This is a genomic window from Pseudomonas sp. BF-R-30 (assembly GCF_019956175.1).
Classification (GTDB): Bacteria; Pseudomonadota; Gammaproteobacteria; order Pseudomonadales; family Pseudomonadaceae; genus Aquipseudomonas; species Aquipseudomonas jessenii.
Window position 1 is genome coordinate 34,615 of record NZ_JAHBDE010000036.1, and the last position, 15,083, is coordinate 49,697.

A 15,083-nucleotide genomic window follows, 5' to 3' on the forward strand; every position below is an offset into this window, starting at 1 on the left:
AACCGGGCACCCGCCTGGCGCCCGGTTCCGGCGTCCCCTTCGGGTGAGCGGTATCAGGCATTACTCTCGGTGAATTTTTCGTAGTACAGGTGCACGCTGTCCAGTGCCTGTGCCTGCAACCAGGTCTTGATCGACTCCACCATCGGCGGTGGCCCGCAGACGTACATGTCGACCTGGCCATCACGCAGTTCGGCGATGTCGAAGTGTTCGGCGATGTAGCCGCGCTTGCCAGTCCAGTGCGGCGACGGTTCGCTGACCACCTCGGTGTAGCGAAACCCCGGGATGCGTTGTTCATACGCCTGGATGCGCGCCTGTTCGCACAGGTCTGCCGCATTGCGCACGCCGTAGTACAAGTGCACGGGCTGCTCGCAGCCGCGCTCGGCCAGTTCGTCGAGCATGCCCAGCAATGCCGAAAGGCCGGTGCCGCCGGCCACCAGGATCAACGGCCTGGCGACGTGTCGCAGATAAAACGCCCCCAGTGGTGCCTCCAGGACGATTTCGTCGCCCACCTGGCAGCGTTCGCGGATGTAGTTGCTCATCACCCCATCGGGAAGCAGGCGAATCAGAAACTGCAGCTCATTGCTGGCGCTCGACCGATTGGCGAACGAGTAGGAGCGCTTGTTCTCGGTCCCAGGGATCGACAGACGGGCGTACTGCCCGGGCAGGTAATCCAGCGACTGGCCCGCATTGCCCAGGTTCAGATGCAGGATCGCCGTGCTGGCCGACACCTGTTTGACATCGGTAACCCTTGCCCTCAGTTGATCGGGGCCGGCGGCGTTGCACAGGCTGGATGCGAAGTCGAAATAGAACGCGGCGTCGGATTTGACCCGTGTCTGGCAGGTGAGCATCTTGCGTTGTTGCAGGTCCTGGCTGGAGAGGGCTTCCTCATCCACATAGTCCTGGCTGTAATCGCCTGACTCGCAACGCCCCTGGCAGGTTCCGCAGACGCCTTCGCGGCAATCCAGGGGGATGTTGATGCCATTGCGCAGGGCGGCGTCGAGCAGAATTTCGTTGGGTTGCACGGGAAAGAACAGCGTTTTGCCGTCGGCAAAGCTGAACGCGACCTTATGGTTCATGCCCCGGTCTCCTTGGGTTCAGAGGTGGTAGAAATCGAGTACCGAGTTGATGGTGTCGTTGAGCAGCAACACATGCTTGCGGGTGATCAGCCAGCTATCGGCGTGGGGCTTGAGGTGATAGGTCGCACGGCCGAAAAACTGTTCGGATGTCGCCAGGCGGTAGTACAGCGTGTGCCAGTTCAGGCGCACCTCCAACTCGCCGTTTTCCAGCTCGCTGATTCGCACGTTATTGATCTGATGCAAGGTGCGCGGCATTGGCGTCGAGGACGCGGACTTGCCGGTGCGCAGACGGAACACGCGGTCCTCCAGCCCTGAACGGTTGGGGTAATAGATCAGCGACATTTCGCGCTTGGGGTCGCGGGTGTAGACATGTTCGGAGTCCCATTGCGGCAAGTGGAACTCGCTGTGTTCGGCGAACAGCTGGATGTAGGTATCCCAGTCCTGGGCGTCGCACAGTTCGGATTTGCGATAGAAAAACTGTTCGACCTGGTACTGCAATTGCGCATTCATCATTGCACCTCACGGAGTTTCAGGGATTTGGCGTCCAGACCATCGAGCAGGAATTTCTGCCAGTTGCTGTGCTGGTTGACGTACAGCCCTTCGTGGGTGAATTCGGTGCCGGTCATGGCCGGGGCAATGCCGATCGATTCGCTGTTGGGGGTGGCGCCGCTGGCCCAGCGGTGACTGCCGCGGGAGATGTCGCTCCAGCGCTCCAGTCGCGCCTGGAAACCACGCTGGGCTTCACGGAACTCCACCAGGTCATCCGGTGTGCCCAGACCCGAGACATTGAAGAAGTCCTCGAACTGGCGAATGCGGTTTTCACGGTCGGCGTCCGACTCGTTCTTGACCCCCAGGCACTGGCTGATAATTTCAGTCTTGTTCCACGCCACCGGGCGGATGATGCGCAATTGCGAGCTGATCTGATCGAGGAAAAACAGGCTCGGATAGATGTTCAGGTTGCGCAGGCGATGCATCATCCACTCGGCCTTTTGCTGGCCGTGTTCTTCGATCAGTCGCGGCATGATGGTCGAGTATCCGGAGCGTACCGACGGGTTTGGCATGTCGCTGAACAGCAGGCTGTGGCCGTTATCGAACGCGAACCAGCCGTCATCGGTATTGGCGTCGCCGGCGCCTAGCTTGCTGTAGTCGAGGGTGCCGCTGGCCGTGGTGCCGTTTTCGCTGTTGACCTGCTGGCGATGCTGCACCGTGGCCACGTAGTTGTAGTGGACGGTGCTGACGTGATAGCCGTCGAGGCCGTTTTCGTTTTGCAGTTTCCAGTTGCCGTCGTAGGTGTACGCCGACTTGCCGGGCAGTACCTCCAGCTCACCGGTGGGCGACTGGGCGACCATCATGTCGAAGAACACCTTGGCATCGCCGAGGAAGTCTTCCAGGCTGTTGTCGGCGTGTACATCAAGGCTGATGAAAACGAATCCCTTGTAGCTCTCGATACGCGCCTTTTTCAGCCCACGGGTGGCTTTGTCGAAGCCTTCCGGGTACTCGCCCGGTGCCTTGACCTTGACCAGGCGGCCATCGCTTTTGTAGCACCACGCATGGAAGGGGCAGGTGAAGGTCGACTGGTTGCCCTTGCCGACGCGGGTCAGCGTCGTGCCGCGATGCTGGCAGGCATTGATCAGTGCATTGAGCTGGCCGTCACCGTCGCGGGTGATGATCATCGGCTGGCGGCCGGCGCGCAGGGTCACGAAGTCGTGGTTGTTGGCCAGCTCGCTTTCGTGGCAGGCGTAGATCCAGTTCTTCTCGAAGATCAGTTCCATTTCCAGATCGAACAGCTGCGGCTCGGTGAACATGTCCCGGGCGATGCGGAATACGCCTTCTGCCGGACGGAAGTCCAGGCAGCTTTCGATAAACGTTTTCCATTGCTCGACGTTTCTTTCGCCACTCATGAGGTGTACCTGTTTTTATTGGGGCTAATCGGTGCGTCATTAGAGGGAGTGGGGCGTGCCTGGGTCTATCCGCTTTGTGGGCGAAGGCAGTCCGTAAAGTTTGGCGGTAACACTCAAGGGGCGGGCTGGGCAGCGAATACCCAGCGGTATGCACAAGGCGATAAACGGCTGCTGCGGTTTGCGGTAATCAGGTACTGTTCGAGCGGGCGTTCGAGACCCTTTGATGGCATTTCCAGGCTGCAGTCGCCAGGCGTTATCCACTTAATTGGCGATTGCTATCCACCCGGTCAGCGCCGTCTTTTTGTGGCTTGGAACTTGCCTTGGCAAACCCTATACGCGCCATCAGAGCGCGCTGAAAAAAAACCTTGAGTGCACCGTGATGAGCAACAAAGTCGATCCGCAGTTTCGCGACATTCGTGTCGACAGCGATGACCTGGAGGCCGCCAGAAGCTGGATGTCCGGTATCTGTGGACCCCATCGGCTGGTGAGCGCGAATCCCGAGCGGATCCGCTTTCATCACAACGCCAACATGTTCAAGTCGATGGCCACCACCCTGGGCACTATCGAATACGGTACCGATGTCACCATCGATATCGAGGACGCCGAGCACTTCAGCAGCTACAGCCTGAGCTTGCCGTTGGTGGGTGAACAGGAGCTGAGCAAGGATGGCAGTGTGGTCAGGTCCGACCGCGATCAAGGGGTCATCATTTCCCCCAATGAAAACCAGTTGCTGGCGATTTCCGGTGACTGTCGCAAGGTCCAGGTGGTGATTACCCGAGTGGCGATGAGCGAGGCTCTGGAGGGGATGTTGCAACGGCCTCTGGATGCGCCGCTGCGTTTCGAGCCGATGATGGATGCGATCGATGGGCCATCGGCGTCCTGGTGGCGCATGGCGCGTTATTTCATCGACGAGATGGAGCGCAGCAGTGAACTCTTCGAGCAGGTGGCCTTCACCCGGGACATTGAAAGCTCGCTGATCAAAGGCTTGATCCTCGCCCAGCCAAACAACTATTCGCAAGAACTGCGGGACGCGCTGGGGGTGAAGTTGCCGCACTACCTGGTCAGGGCCCGGCAATACATCCACGACAACGCGCGGGAAGCGCTGCATCTGGAGGACATCGAAGCCGCTGCCGGCGTTTCGCGCTTCAAGTTGTTCGACGCATTCAAGAAGTACTTCGCCCTTTCGCCGATGGCCTACCTGAAAAAGTATCGCTTGAATGCCGTCCGCCAGGAGATCCTCGAGCACGGCACGGCACGCAGTATTTCCGGGATCGCCATGGGCTGGGGGTTCATGCACCTGGGGCGTTTTTCCACCGAGTACCGCAAGCTGTTCGACGAAACCCCTAGCATGACCTTGCAGCGCAATGAAGCCCGGCGCCAGCAGGGACTTTGACGGGCTGCCCCGGCCTTACTTGCGTACCACCAGATCGAGCAACTGTTCGCGCTCCTTGATTTTTTGCAGGACGATTTCCGAACGTATGTCGGTGACGCCGGCGGTGCGGTTGAGGTGATTGACGATGAAATCCGAGAAGTGCTTGAGGTTGCGGGCCTGGACCCGCAACACATAGTTGCTCGCCCCGGTAATGACGTACGCGGTGACCACCTCCGGCCACTGCTGAACCTTCTTGATGAAGGTCTCGTGCCAGTCCTCGACGTCCTGTCGCAACGACACATGAACGATGGCTTCCAGCTCAATGCCCAGCCGCTCGGCATTCAGCACCGCGCGATAGCCGGTGATGATTCCTTCGCTTTCCAGCAGGCGTAAACGTCGCAGGCAAGCCGAGGGTGACAAGGCGACTTTCTCCGCCAATTCCTGATTGCTGATACGGCCATCCTGTTGCAATTGATGCAGGATTCTCAGGTCTGTCGAGTCAAGATTCATGGTTTGAATAAATCCGCGATTTTTGGGGTTTGATTCGAATATTCTGCGAAATAACTACTACATGGTCGGTTACTTTGCACGAAAATTCTTCAAAGGTTCGTTCATTATCTCTCCATCGAAAGGCAAGTGAATCGCCTTGAATCAGGGCGCCTGAACCGGCTGATGCAACCTGCCCGGATGGCGTCGCATAACAAAAAACAGGACACCCGATGACGACAAGAAACAGTTGCCTGGCGCTTGATGCCCAGGACGCGCTGGCGCCCCTGCGCCAGCAATTTGCGCTCCCCGAAGGGATTATCTATCTCGATGGCAATTCCCTGGGGGCGCGGCCGGTCGCTGCATTGGCGCGGGCGCAAGCGGTGGTTGCCGAGGAATGGGGCAATGGCTTGATCCGCAGCTGGAACAGCGCAGGCTGGCGCGAGCTGTCCGAGCGATTGGGCAATCGCCTGGCCGGTTTGATCGGCGCGGGGGAGGGTGAAGTCGTGGTGACCGATACCACCTCGATCAACCTGTTCAAGGTGCTGAGCGCCGCCTTGCGCGTACAGGCTACAAGGTCGCCGCAGCGGCGAGTGATCGTCAGCGAATCGAGTAACTTCCCCACCGACCTGTACATCGCCGAAGGCCTGGCGCAGATGCTGCAACAGGGTTACACCCTGCGCCTGATCGACAGTCCCGAACAGTTGCCGCAAGCCATTGACCAGGACACGGCAGTGGTCATGCTCACCCACGTCAATTACAAGACCGGCTACATGCACGACATGCAGGCCCTGACCGCGCTGACCCACGAATGTGGCGCGTTGGCCATCTGGGACCTGGCCCATTCCGCCGGCGCGGTGCCGGTCGACCTGCACCAGGCGGGTGCCGATTACGCCATCGGCTGCACCTACAAATACCTCAATGGCGGGCCGGGTTCCCAGGCCTTTGTCTGGGTTTCGCCGCAGTTGTGCGATCTGGTGCCGCAACCCTTGTCCGGCTGGTTCGGCCATTCGCGGCAGTTCGCCATGGAGTCGCATTACGAACCGAGCAGCGGCATCGCGCGTTACCTGTGCGGCACCCAACCGATTACCTCATTGGCGATGGTCGAGTGTGGCCTGGATGTGTTCGCCCAGACCGACATGGCCAGCTTGCGCCGCAAATCCCTGGCCCTGACGGACTTGTTCATCGAATTGGTCGAGCAGCGTTGCGCGGCGCACGAGCTGAAGTTGATCACGCCCCGTGAGCACGCCAAACGTGGCAGCCACGTCAGCTTCGAACACCCCGAAGGTTATGCGGTAATCCAGGCCCTGATCGAGCGGGGCGTGATAGGTGACTACCGCGAGCCGCGCATCATGCGTTTCGGTTTCACCCCGCTGTACACGACCTTCACCGAAGTCTGGGATGCGGTACAGATCCTCGGCGAGATCCTCGACCGGAACACCTGGTCGCAAGCGCAATTCCAGGTTCGCCACAGCGTGACCTGAACCCCCGATGTCCGTGTCCTGCTGCGGGATTTTCCACGCGGCAGGGTTTCGGTCGTCCAATAACCAGTTCTGCAATCACAATAATAAGGAGCACGCAGAATGAAACTGTCCCTCTGGCCTGCCTTGCCGCTTGCCATCTCCAGTTGCCTTGGCCAAATGGCCTGTGCTGCCTCTGACAACGGATTTGTCGAAGACAGTAGCCTGACCCTGACCAACCGTAACTTCTATTTCTACCGCAATAACCTCAACAACCCGGGCGGGCAGAACTATCGGGACGAGTGGGCCCACGGGATCATGCTCGATTACCGCTCCGGCTACACCCAGGGAACGGTGGGGTTCGGCGTCGATGCCTATGCGCAGTTGGGCCTCAAGCTCGACAGTGGCAAGGGACGCACGGGCACGGGTTTGTTGCCGATCGACTCCGATGGCCGCCCTGAGGATGAGTACTCCGAAGCGGGCGGTGCGGTGAAGGCGCGGATTTCGCAGACCGAGCTCAAGTACGGCAACCTGACACCGCTCAACCCGGTGTTCGGCACCGGCAATGCGCGACTGTTCACCAGTGTTGCCACCGGCTTTCAGCTGACCAGCAATGAACTCAAGGCGTTGCAACTGGACATCGGTCACTTCACAGCCGGTAACGACAGCAATTCGACCAATGCCGATGGCGCGCTCAAAGCGCTGTACGCCGGCGTGGAAACCCGCAGCGTCGATTATCTGGGCGGCAGTTACGCCCTGAGCGATCAACTGAGTGTCAGCCTCTACGGTTCGCAGTTCACCGACATCTGGCGCCAGTACTACGGCAACGCCAACTACACCTATGCCCTTGGTGAAGGCCAGTCGCTGAACCTGGATTTCAATCTCTATCGCACCAACGACAGCGGCCAGAGCCTGGCCGGCAAGATCGACAACACCACCTGGTCGCTGTCCACCGCGTACAGGTTCGGCGCCCATCGAGTGACCCTGGCGTACCAGCGGGTCGATGGCGATGAACCGTTCGATTACCTGGGGTTCGATCGGCAACCGGGCACCTCGATTTTCCTCGCCAACTCGATTCAGGTCCTCGATTTCAACGCCCCCAACGAACGCTCCTGGCAACTGCGTTACGACCTGGACATGGCACCTTTCGGCGTGCCGGGCCTGAGCTTCATGTCGCGTTACGTCAATGGCGACCACATCGATGACAGCCATTATGACGGCGGCCCCAATGGCGCCTACGGACGTTACGGCGATGACGGCAAGCGCTGGGAGCGCGACATCGAGGCGCGCTACGTCGTGCAGTCGGGCAAGGCCCGGGATCTTTCAATCCGCGTGCGTCAGGCCAGTGTGCGTTCCACCGCGCAAGTCGCCCGCGCCGACACCACGGACAACAACGAAGTCCGGGTGATCATCGAGTATCCACTGAGTATTTTCTGATCCGTGTCCTGCTGTGTGTGGCTGATCCCCACCGTTAAACCCACGACGTGCTCTTCAAGAAAGACAAAATCCAGAGGACATAAAAATGACCGATAACTCCGGTTTCGAAACGATATCCAACCGTGAACACGGCCTGCGGCGTCAGCTGACGTCGGGGCAGATGAGCATGATCGCCATTGGCGGTGCAATCGGCACCGGGCTGTTCATGGGCAGCGCCTATGCCATCGGTTATGCCGGGCCGAGCGTATTGCTCAGCTATGCCATTGGCGCAATCATCACGTTGCTGCTGATGGGCTGCCTGGCGGAAATGACCGTGGCCCATTCGACCTCGGGTTCGTTCGGCGCCTACGCCGAATTTTATGTCAGCCCGCTGGCCGGGTTCCTGGTGCGTTATGCCTACTGGGCGGCGATTGTGCTCGCGGTGGGCACGGAAGTGACGGCGGTGGCGATGTACATGAAGTACTGGTTTGCCAACGTGCCGGAGTGGATATGGATCGTCTCGTTCTCCAGCGTGCTGATCGTGCTCAATGCCATCAGCGTGAAGACTTTCGGCACCTTCGAGTACTGGTTCTCGACCATCAAGATCGGCGCGATTGTCGGCTTCATCATCCTGGCGGTGTATGTGGTGTTCGGTTCCGGCAATCCGGAATACGGCATGCACAATTACAGCGCTCACGGCGGCTTCTTTCCCAATGGTCTGCAAGGGATGTGGATAGCGGTGATCGTGTCGATCTTCAGCTACCTGAGCGTGGAGATGATCGCGGTGGCGGCCGGTGAGGCAAAAGACCCGGAGCAAGCGGTGAAGAAAGCCTTTCGCGGGACTATCGTGCGCCTGGTGGTGTTCTACCTGCTGACCCTGGCGTTGATGCTGGCGATCGTGCCTTGGGTCCAGGCTGGCCATGCCCAGAGTCCGTTCGTCACCGTGATGCAAGCCATCGGCATTCCCGGCGCCACGGGCGTGATGAATTTCGTGATCCTGATTGCGGCGTTGTCAGCCATGAACAGCCAGTTGTACATCACCACGCGCATGATGTTCAGCCTGTCCCGTGCCGGCTACGCGCCAAAATCCATGGGGGTGTTGAGCAAGACCGGGATCCCGCTGAACGCGCTGTTGCTCTCCAGTTCAGGTATCGCCCTGGCGACCTTGCTCAACATCCTGTACCCGGAAAGTTCGTTCACCCTGATGATGGCGATCTCGATGTTCGGCGCGATCTTTACCTGGTTCATGATCTTCCTGACGCACTTCTGTTTTCGTCGTTTTCACGAACGCAATGGCAACCGCAAACTGTCGTTCCGCATGCGCCTGTTTCCCTACAGCACATTGCTCGGGCTGGTACTGATGGGGGCCGTGATGATCACGACGTACTTCACTGAAGCCTTCAAGATGACCCTGGTATTCGGTGTGCCGTTCCTGCTGGTGCTGTCGATTGTCTACGGTGTTTTCTTCAGGAAAACCAGGACCGTTGCGGTGCTGAGTGCGCAGCCCAAGCCATAGCCTGAAGGGCGTGCCGGGGCGGCAATCAGCAAGAAGCGGGCGTTGGATTTCCATCGCTCACTTTTTCGCTGGTTTACCGCTGGCAGGGATGTGCAGGTAGGACATCACGCTTTCAGTCAGTTCGGTTGCCAGTTTGACCGCTTCTTTATTGCGTGCCATCACGCCGGCGACCAAGCCTTCGATCAAGGCCAGTACGGCGATGTTGGAACTGGTCAGCACCGGGTGATCGCAAGGCGCAAACAGCGTGTGCTCGGCAATGCCGGTGAGCGGCGAGGCGGGTGAGTCGGTAATTGCCAGCACTGATGCGCCACGTTCATTGGCGAAGCGTGCCAGTTGCAGGGTGTCGAGGGAGTAGCGTGGCAGGGAGATCGCCAGCAGCACGTCCTGGTCGGTGATGGCGGCCAGACGGTAAGCGGCGTTTTCGTTACCGCCCTCCATGCTGATGGCAGTGGCGTCCGCACAAAAGGGCATCAGGGTCGAGGCGGTGAGACCGGCGAAGTAGACACTGTTGCCAAAGCCCAGGATGTAGATTTTGCGCGCTTTGGTCAGGCGAGTGACGAAGGCTTCAAAGGTGTCGGCGTGGTTGTTGCCCGCAGCGGTGGCCAGGTTGCTGCTGGCGCTCTGGAGTTGCTCATGCAGACCAAACGCGCCGCCCGGGCGATGGGCAAGTTCGTTGCGCAGTTTGTCGACCGGCGACACCATTTGCTGCAACGTTGCGACCAGTTCGGCCTTCATGCCGCTGTAGCCACCGAGGTCCAGTGCTTTGGCCAGGCGGTTGACGGCGGCGGGTGAGGTCAATGTTTCGTGAGCCATCTCCTCGATGGTCAGCGTCGCGGCTTTGAGCGGGTGACGCAGGATAAAGTCCGCGACCTTGCGCAATGACGGCGGCAGTTCGGAAACGATTTCCGTCAGTTTGCGCATGACCGGCGCGGCATAGACAGTGGTGTCTTTCGATGGGGTGGGCATATCCGGCTCAACATTTCCTGAAGGTGAGAGAAGGGCTGTGCCTGATGCCCTGACAAGGTTGGCTGGAGTGTATCCGAAGCCAACCTTGTCAGGGCAGCGCCGAGCAGTCGATGGCTAGGCGGCGGTCTTACTTCAAGCTCCCGGCCAGAAACTGCCGGAGGCGTTCGGACTGTGGGTTGACCAGCACTTCGCGCGGGTCGCCGCGCTCTTCGACAACGCCCTTGTGCAGGAACACCAGTTGGTTCGAAACCTCGCGGGCAAAGCCCATTTCGTGAGTCACCACCACCATGGTGCGGCCTTCCTGCGCCAGATCCTGCATGACTTTAAGCACTTCGCCGACCAGTTCGGGGTCGAGCGCCGAAGTCGGCTCATCAAACAGCATCACTTGCGGTTCCATCGCCAGTGCGCGGGCAATGGCCACGCGCTGCTGCTCGCCACCGGACATATGCGCCGGCCAGGCGTTCATGCGGTGCGCTACACCAACTTTGTTCAGGTAGTGCTCGGCCTTTTCCCGTGCCTCTTTCTTGCCCAGGCCCAGCACATGCACCGGGGCTTCCATGACGTTTTCCAGAGCGCTCATGTGTGACCAGAGGTTGAAGTGTTGAAATACCATCGATAGCTGCGAACGCATGCGTTGCAACTGCCTGGGTTCGGCCGCCTTCAGCCCGCCAAGCTTGTTGGCCACCAGCTTGAGCGGTTCGCCATTGAGCACGATATTGCCCGCATTGGGTTGCTCCAGCAGGTTGATGCAGCGCAGGAACGTACTTTTGCCAGAGCCGCTGGAGCCGATGATGCTGATCACGTCACCGGCCTGTGCTTGCAGGGACACGCCGTTGAGCACCTGGTGCGCGCCGTAACTTTTATGCAGGTCCTGAACTTCAAGTTTGTACATGGTTTGAACTCTCTGGAATCAGTCGCTGAGCAAGCGACCCTGGCGAATGGGGGTAGAACCGGCAACTTTGGCCAGCCACAATCCAGGCTGGGCAAAGCGCAGCCGTTCGCGGGCATAAAGAATGCCGTCGGTGCTGGCGCTCACCACGCTATGGCGGTCGGTCAGCGGGTCGATGACCTCGAACAGCGGATCGCCGACCTTGACCTGCGCGCCCAGCGGTTGCAGAAAACTCACCACACCGGGATGGGGCGCACAGGCGTACTGCGCGCCGGCGAATGGCACGGCCTGGCAATGGCTCGGCGGTGCCGCTGGCCAGTCACCGCTGATCAGGCCTTGTTCGGCGAGATACCCGAGAATGGCTTGGGCACTGTCGACGCATTGCTCGCGTTCGGTGTCTGCCATGCCACGCAATTCAATGGTGGTGGCCACGCACGCCAGGGGAATGTTGGCTTGGGGAAACAGCTCGGCCAGGCGTAGCCATGCAATGGCGCAGGCTTCGTCGAAGGCACTGCCGCCCGCATTTTCGGCCAATAACGTGACCCCGGCACCGAGGCGAGCGGCGAGTGACTGCAGGCGTGGCCAGTTTTGTGGCATCGCATACAACAACATGATCGATTCGAAATCGCAGTGCAGGTCCAACACCACATCGGCGTCACAGGCATGCTGCAGCAACAGGCGGCGCAGGCCGTCGAGTTCCGAGGTCGGTGCCGGCATGGCGGCGAGGGCATCGCCCATGGCGCGGCGTATGAGTGCGATGTTGGCGTCGGCATCGCTTCCCAATCGGCCTTCCAGCAGCGGTGCAACGGCATCGACCAACTCCGGGAAGTCGCGATTGAAGTTCTTGCCGCTGGAGAACTCGAAGCGCCCCTGATGGGTGGCCTGGAACATCTGGGCGATACCGATCGGATTGGCCATTGGCACCAACTCGATCACCCCGGTCAGGCGGCCTTGTGTTTCCAGTTCCAGAAGACGGCGCTTGAGCTCGACGGCGACGCGCATCCCTGGCAATTCGTCGGCATGCAATGACGCCTGGATGTACGCTTTGCGTGCTCCACTGCCAAAACGAAACAGTGACAGTGTTCGTTCGGTGCCCGAGGCACTCCACGGCAACAGGTATTGAATGTGCTCCATAGCAGCTCCTTAGTGCTTGCGCGGTGCCAGATACGCCAGCCAATGGCGCTCGGCCAGCTTGAACAGGCGCACCAGAATGAAGGTCAGGGCGAGGTAGAAGAGGCCGGCGGTGATAAACGCCTCGAACGGCAGATAGAACCGTGAGCTGACAGTACGCGCGGCCCCGGTGATGTCGACGAGGGTGACGATGGAGGCCAGGCTGGTGGTTTGCAGCATCATCAGCACCTCGTTGCTGTACTGCGGCAATGCCCGGCGCAAGGCCGACGGCATGAGAATGCGGCGATACAGGGTCAGGCGTGACATGCCCATGGCCCTGGCGGCTTCGAGCTCACCATGGGGGGTGGATTTCAAACTGCCGGCCAGCAGCTCTGCGCTATAGGCGCTGGTGTTGATCGCGAAGGCCAGGCAGGCGCAAAAGGTAGCGCTGGAGAGGTAAGGCCAGAGCACGCTTTGGCGCACTGCTTCGAACTGCGCCAGGCCGTAATAGATCAGGAACAATTGCACCAGCATCGGCGTGCCGCGAATCACGTAGGTATAGAGCCAGGCCGGGAAGTTGATCAGCGGTGATCGCGACACCCGCATCAACGCCAGTGGAATCGCCAATACCAGGCCCAGGGCCAGGGAAATAAGCAGGACTTTGAGGGTCAACAAGGCGCCATTGAAGTACAGCGGCAGGTTTTCCCAAATCAGGTTGTAGTCGAGAATCATGGGCGGCTCCCCTCACAATTCGGCGGCTTTGATGCCGACCGAGTAGTGTTTTTCCAGATAGCGCAGCACCAGCAATGACAGGCTGGTGAGCATCAGGTACAGCGCCGCCACCGCGAGGAAAAACGTGAATGGCTCGTGTGTGGCATCCGCTGCGTTCTTGGCTTTGAACATCATGTCCTGCAAGCCGATCACCGAGATCAGCGCGGTGGATTTGGTCAGTACCAGCCAATTGTTGGTGAACCCAGGAATGGCGAAACGAATCATCTGCGGTACCAGAATTCGCCAGAACACCTGCGCACCGCCCATGCCATAGGCCACGCCGGCTTCGGCCTGACCTTTGGGGATTGCCATGAAGGCGCCGCGAAAGGTTTCCGAGAGGTAGGCGCCAAAAATGAAGCCCATGGTGCAGACGCCGGCGATAAAGGGGTTGATGTCGATATAGCGGGTGTAACCGAGCGCCAGGGCAATACGGTTCACCAGATCCTGGCCGCCGTAGAAGATCAGCAGGATCAGCACCAGGTCTGGAATGCCGCGAATCAGGGTGGTGTAACTTTCCCCGAGCAGGGCCAGCCATTTGAGCGGTGACAGGCGAAAGGCCGCGCCGACCAGGCCCAGGGCAATCGCCAGGGACATGGAAGTCAGGGCCAGGTTTATGGTCAGCCAGGCGCCATCGAGAATGCTCGATCCGTAGCCGTGAAGCATGATGAAGTTCCTCAAGCGAGCGCCGCGAGGCGCGCAAGACAAGCCCGAATCGGCGCCTGCAATAGGCCGGCACCGGGGCTATGGGTAAGGCTTACTTGCCGTAGATATCGAACGCGAAGTACCTGGCCATCACTTGCTGGTACTTGCCGTTGGCGCGAATGGCGTCGATCGCGGCACTCAGGCGCGCAACGTTGGCACTGTCGCCTTTGCGCACGGCGATCCCGGCGCCACGGCCAAAATACTTCGGGTCGTTGATGTCGGGCCCTGTGAGGGTGAAGCCCTGGCCAGCCGGTGTTTTGATGAAGCTCTCATCGGTGTTGACGATGTCGGCGAGGGTGGCGTCCAGACGACCCGAGGCGAGATCGAGAAAGGCTTCATTTTGTGAGGAGTAGCGCACCACGAGGACGCCGGCTTTTTCCAGTTGCTCGGTGGCAAAACGATCGTAAGTCGAGGAGCGTTGCACGCCGACTTTCTTGCCCTTGAGGTCCACCAAAGGATCATTGATCACGTTGCCGGCCTTCATCGCGAACTTGCCCGGTGTGTGGTAGTACTTTTTGCTGAAGTCCACGGACTTCATCCGGTCTTCGGTGATTGACATCGACGACAGCACGGCATCGATCTTGCGCACTTTGAGCGACGGGATCATGCCGTCGAACTCCTGAATGACCCACTCGCACTTGACCTTCATTTCTTCGCACAAGGCGTTGCCGATGTCGTAATCGAACCCGCTGACGTTGCCCTCTGGTGTCTTGAAGGAGAAGGGTGGGTAGGCGGCTTCGATACCGATACGCAGGCTGTCTTCGTCGGCATGTGCCAGGAAGCTGAAAGCGCATAGCGCCAGAGCACCTAGAAGTTCTGTCTTGTTCATATTGTTGACTCCTTGGAAGGCATTTGGGGGAAACGGGTGCCCGCCATCCAGGTTGGCGTGGTGGATCAGTCCTGTGATCGGCGAGTCTATAAATGACACAATAAAATTCTATATGCAAATAAACTGAAAATAAACATATCAGTTTTGATCGCAACGATGCTCCATTGGGCCAGGTAGACGTTTTTGCTCAACCCATGGGTAAGCCCTGATGCTCATTTTTTGAACTCGGGCTGAAAGCACTTATCCAAAAAATATGGGAATGTTTCCCACGCAACGATGCCAACTGGCTTTCAGGGATCGTGCGGATACCGCAGTAGCTCGTTCATGCTGCAGATTGATGGCCGTGCCGGTTGGCCGGCCGCTCCAACGGGCGGCCGGGAACTCACTGGACATTGCGTTCGATACGGAGATGGGTACGCAACTCCATGCGGAGGTGCAGCATGCTGCTCAAGAAATGTTTATTGGCTCTGGCAATCGGCGGAGTCCTGTCGGCTTCGACTGTCCTGGTGCCCGATTACATCGGTAGTTTCTCCAGCGTGTATGCCAAGGATGGCGGCAGCGGTGGAGGCGGTGGAGGTCACGGCGGTGG

The 15,083-nt window shown here is 59.3% G+C and carries 14 protein-coding genes; 4 read left to right on the top strand and 10 right to left on the bottom strand.

Going from position 1 to position 15,083, the window contains the following annotated elements:
- Window positions 1-53: 53 nt before the first annotated feature.
- From antC to antA, 3 genes are read right to left on the bottom strand one after another with little or no spacing between them, the layout of a single operon-like run.
- Window positions 54-1,076: an anthranilate 1,2-dioxygenase electron transfer component AntC gene (antC, locus tag KGB20_RS19130; RefSeq protein ID WP_154910553.1), complete on the bottom strand. Its 1,023-nt coding sequence runs from the start codon at window positions 1,074-1,076 to the stop codon at window positions 54-56.
- Window positions 1,077-1,094: 18 nt separating this feature from the next.
- On the bottom strand, window positions 1,095-1,586 hold the full coding sequence (gene antB / locus KGB20_RS19135) for an anthranilate 1,2-dioxygenase small subunit (protein WP_150814850.1): 492 nt from the start codon (window positions 1,584-1,586) through the stop codon (window positions 1,095-1,097).
- Complete coding sequence (gene antA, locus KGB20_RS19140) at window positions 1,586-2,977, bottom strand: anthranilate 1,2-dioxygenase large subunit (RefSeq protein ID WP_154910552.1); 1,392 nt, start codon at window positions 2,975-2,977, stop codon at window positions 1,586-1,588. The genes antB and antA overlap by 1 nt, the downstream gene beginning before the upstream one ends.
- Before the next feature lie 379 nt (window positions 2,978-3,356).
- Between antA and KGB20_RS19145 the strand changes: the two genes are divergently transcribed.
- On the top strand, window positions 3,357-4,370 hold the full coding sequence (locus KGB20_RS19145) for an AraC family transcriptional regulator (protein WP_150814848.1): 1,014 nt from the start codon (window positions 3,357-3,359) through the stop codon (window positions 4,368-4,370).
- A 15-nt stretch (window positions 4,371-4,385) separates the two neighbouring features.
- On the opposite strand, the gene KGB20_RS19150 is transcribed toward KGB20_RS19145, so the two are convergent.
- Entirely contained in the window at window positions 4,386-4,859 is a 474-nt protein-coding gene (locus KGB20_RS19150; protein WP_007971266.1) for an Lrp/AsnC family transcriptional regulator, read from the bottom strand.
- A gap of 209 nt (window positions 4,860-5,068) precedes the next feature.
- Between KGB20_RS19150 and kynU the strand changes: the two genes are divergently transcribed.
- From kynU to KGB20_RS19165, 3 genes are all read left to right on the top strand, one after another.
- Window positions 5,069-6,319, top strand: a complete 1,251-nt coding sequence (gene kynU / locus KGB20_RS19155) for a kynureninase (protein ID WP_154862213.1) — start codon at window positions 5,069-5,071, stop codon at window positions 6,317-6,319.
- Between the two features lie 99 nt (window positions 6,320-6,418).
- Complete coding sequence (locus tag KGB20_RS19160) at window positions 6,419-7,732, top strand: OprD family porin (RefSeq protein WP_154910551.1); 1,314 nt, start codon at window positions 6,419-6,421, stop codon at window positions 7,730-7,732.
- 85 nt (window positions 7,733-7,817) lie between these two features.
- Complete coding sequence (locus KGB20_RS19165; protein ID WP_150814845.1) at window positions 7,818-9,227, top strand: amino acid permease; 1,410 nt, start codon at window positions 7,818-7,820, stop codon at window positions 9,225-9,227.
- 57 nt (window positions 9,228-9,284) lie between these two features.
- On the opposite strand, the gene KGB20_RS19170 is transcribed toward KGB20_RS19165, so the two are convergent.
- The 6 genes from KGB20_RS19170 to KGB20_RS19195 all read right to left on the bottom strand — a co-directional run bounded on the left by KGB20_RS19170 (window position 9,285) and on the right by KGB20_RS19195 (window position 14,494).
- Window positions 9,285-10,193, bottom strand: coding sequence for a MurR/RpiR family transcriptional regulator (locus KGB20_RS19170; RefSeq protein ID WP_223532863.1), 909 nt, complete (start codon window positions 10,191-10,193; stop codon window positions 9,285-9,287).
- A gap of 127 nt (window positions 10,194-10,320) precedes the next feature.
- Window positions 10,321-11,085 carry an ABC transporter ATP-binding protein gene (locus KGB20_RS19175; protein WP_057715360.1) on the bottom strand — a complete coding sequence of 255 codons (765 nt, stop codon included), beginning with the start codon at window positions 11,083-11,085 and terminating at the stop codon, window positions 10,321-10,323.
- An 18-nt stretch (window positions 11,086-11,103) separates the two neighbouring features.
- Window positions 11,104-12,216 carry a succinylglutamate desuccinylase/aspartoacylase family protein gene (locus tag KGB20_RS19180; RefSeq protein WP_154910550.1) on the bottom strand — a complete coding sequence of 371 codons (1,113 nt, stop codon included), beginning with the start codon at window positions 12,214-12,216 and terminating at the stop codon, window positions 11,104-11,106.
- A 9-nt stretch (window positions 12,217-12,225) separates the two neighbouring features.
- Window positions 12,226-12,924, bottom strand: coding sequence for an ABC transporter permease (locus KGB20_RS19185; RefSeq protein ID WP_154910549.1), 699 nt, complete (start codon window positions 12,922-12,924; stop codon window positions 12,226-12,228).
- 12 nt (window positions 12,925-12,936) lie between these two features.
- The gene (locus KGB20_RS19190) at window positions 12,937-13,626 is read right to left on the bottom strand and encodes an ABC transporter permease (protein WP_057715357.1); all 690 of its coding nucleotides are present in this window, start codon (window positions 13,624-13,626) and stop codon (window positions 12,937-12,939) included.
- Window positions 13,627-13,717: 91 nt separating this feature from the next.
- Window positions 13,718-14,494, bottom strand: a complete 777-nt coding sequence (locus tag KGB20_RS19195; protein ID WP_154910548.1) for an ABC transporter substrate-binding protein — start codon at window positions 14,492-14,494, stop codon at window positions 13,718-13,720.
- Between the last annotated feature and the right edge of the window lie 589 nt (window positions 14,495-15,083).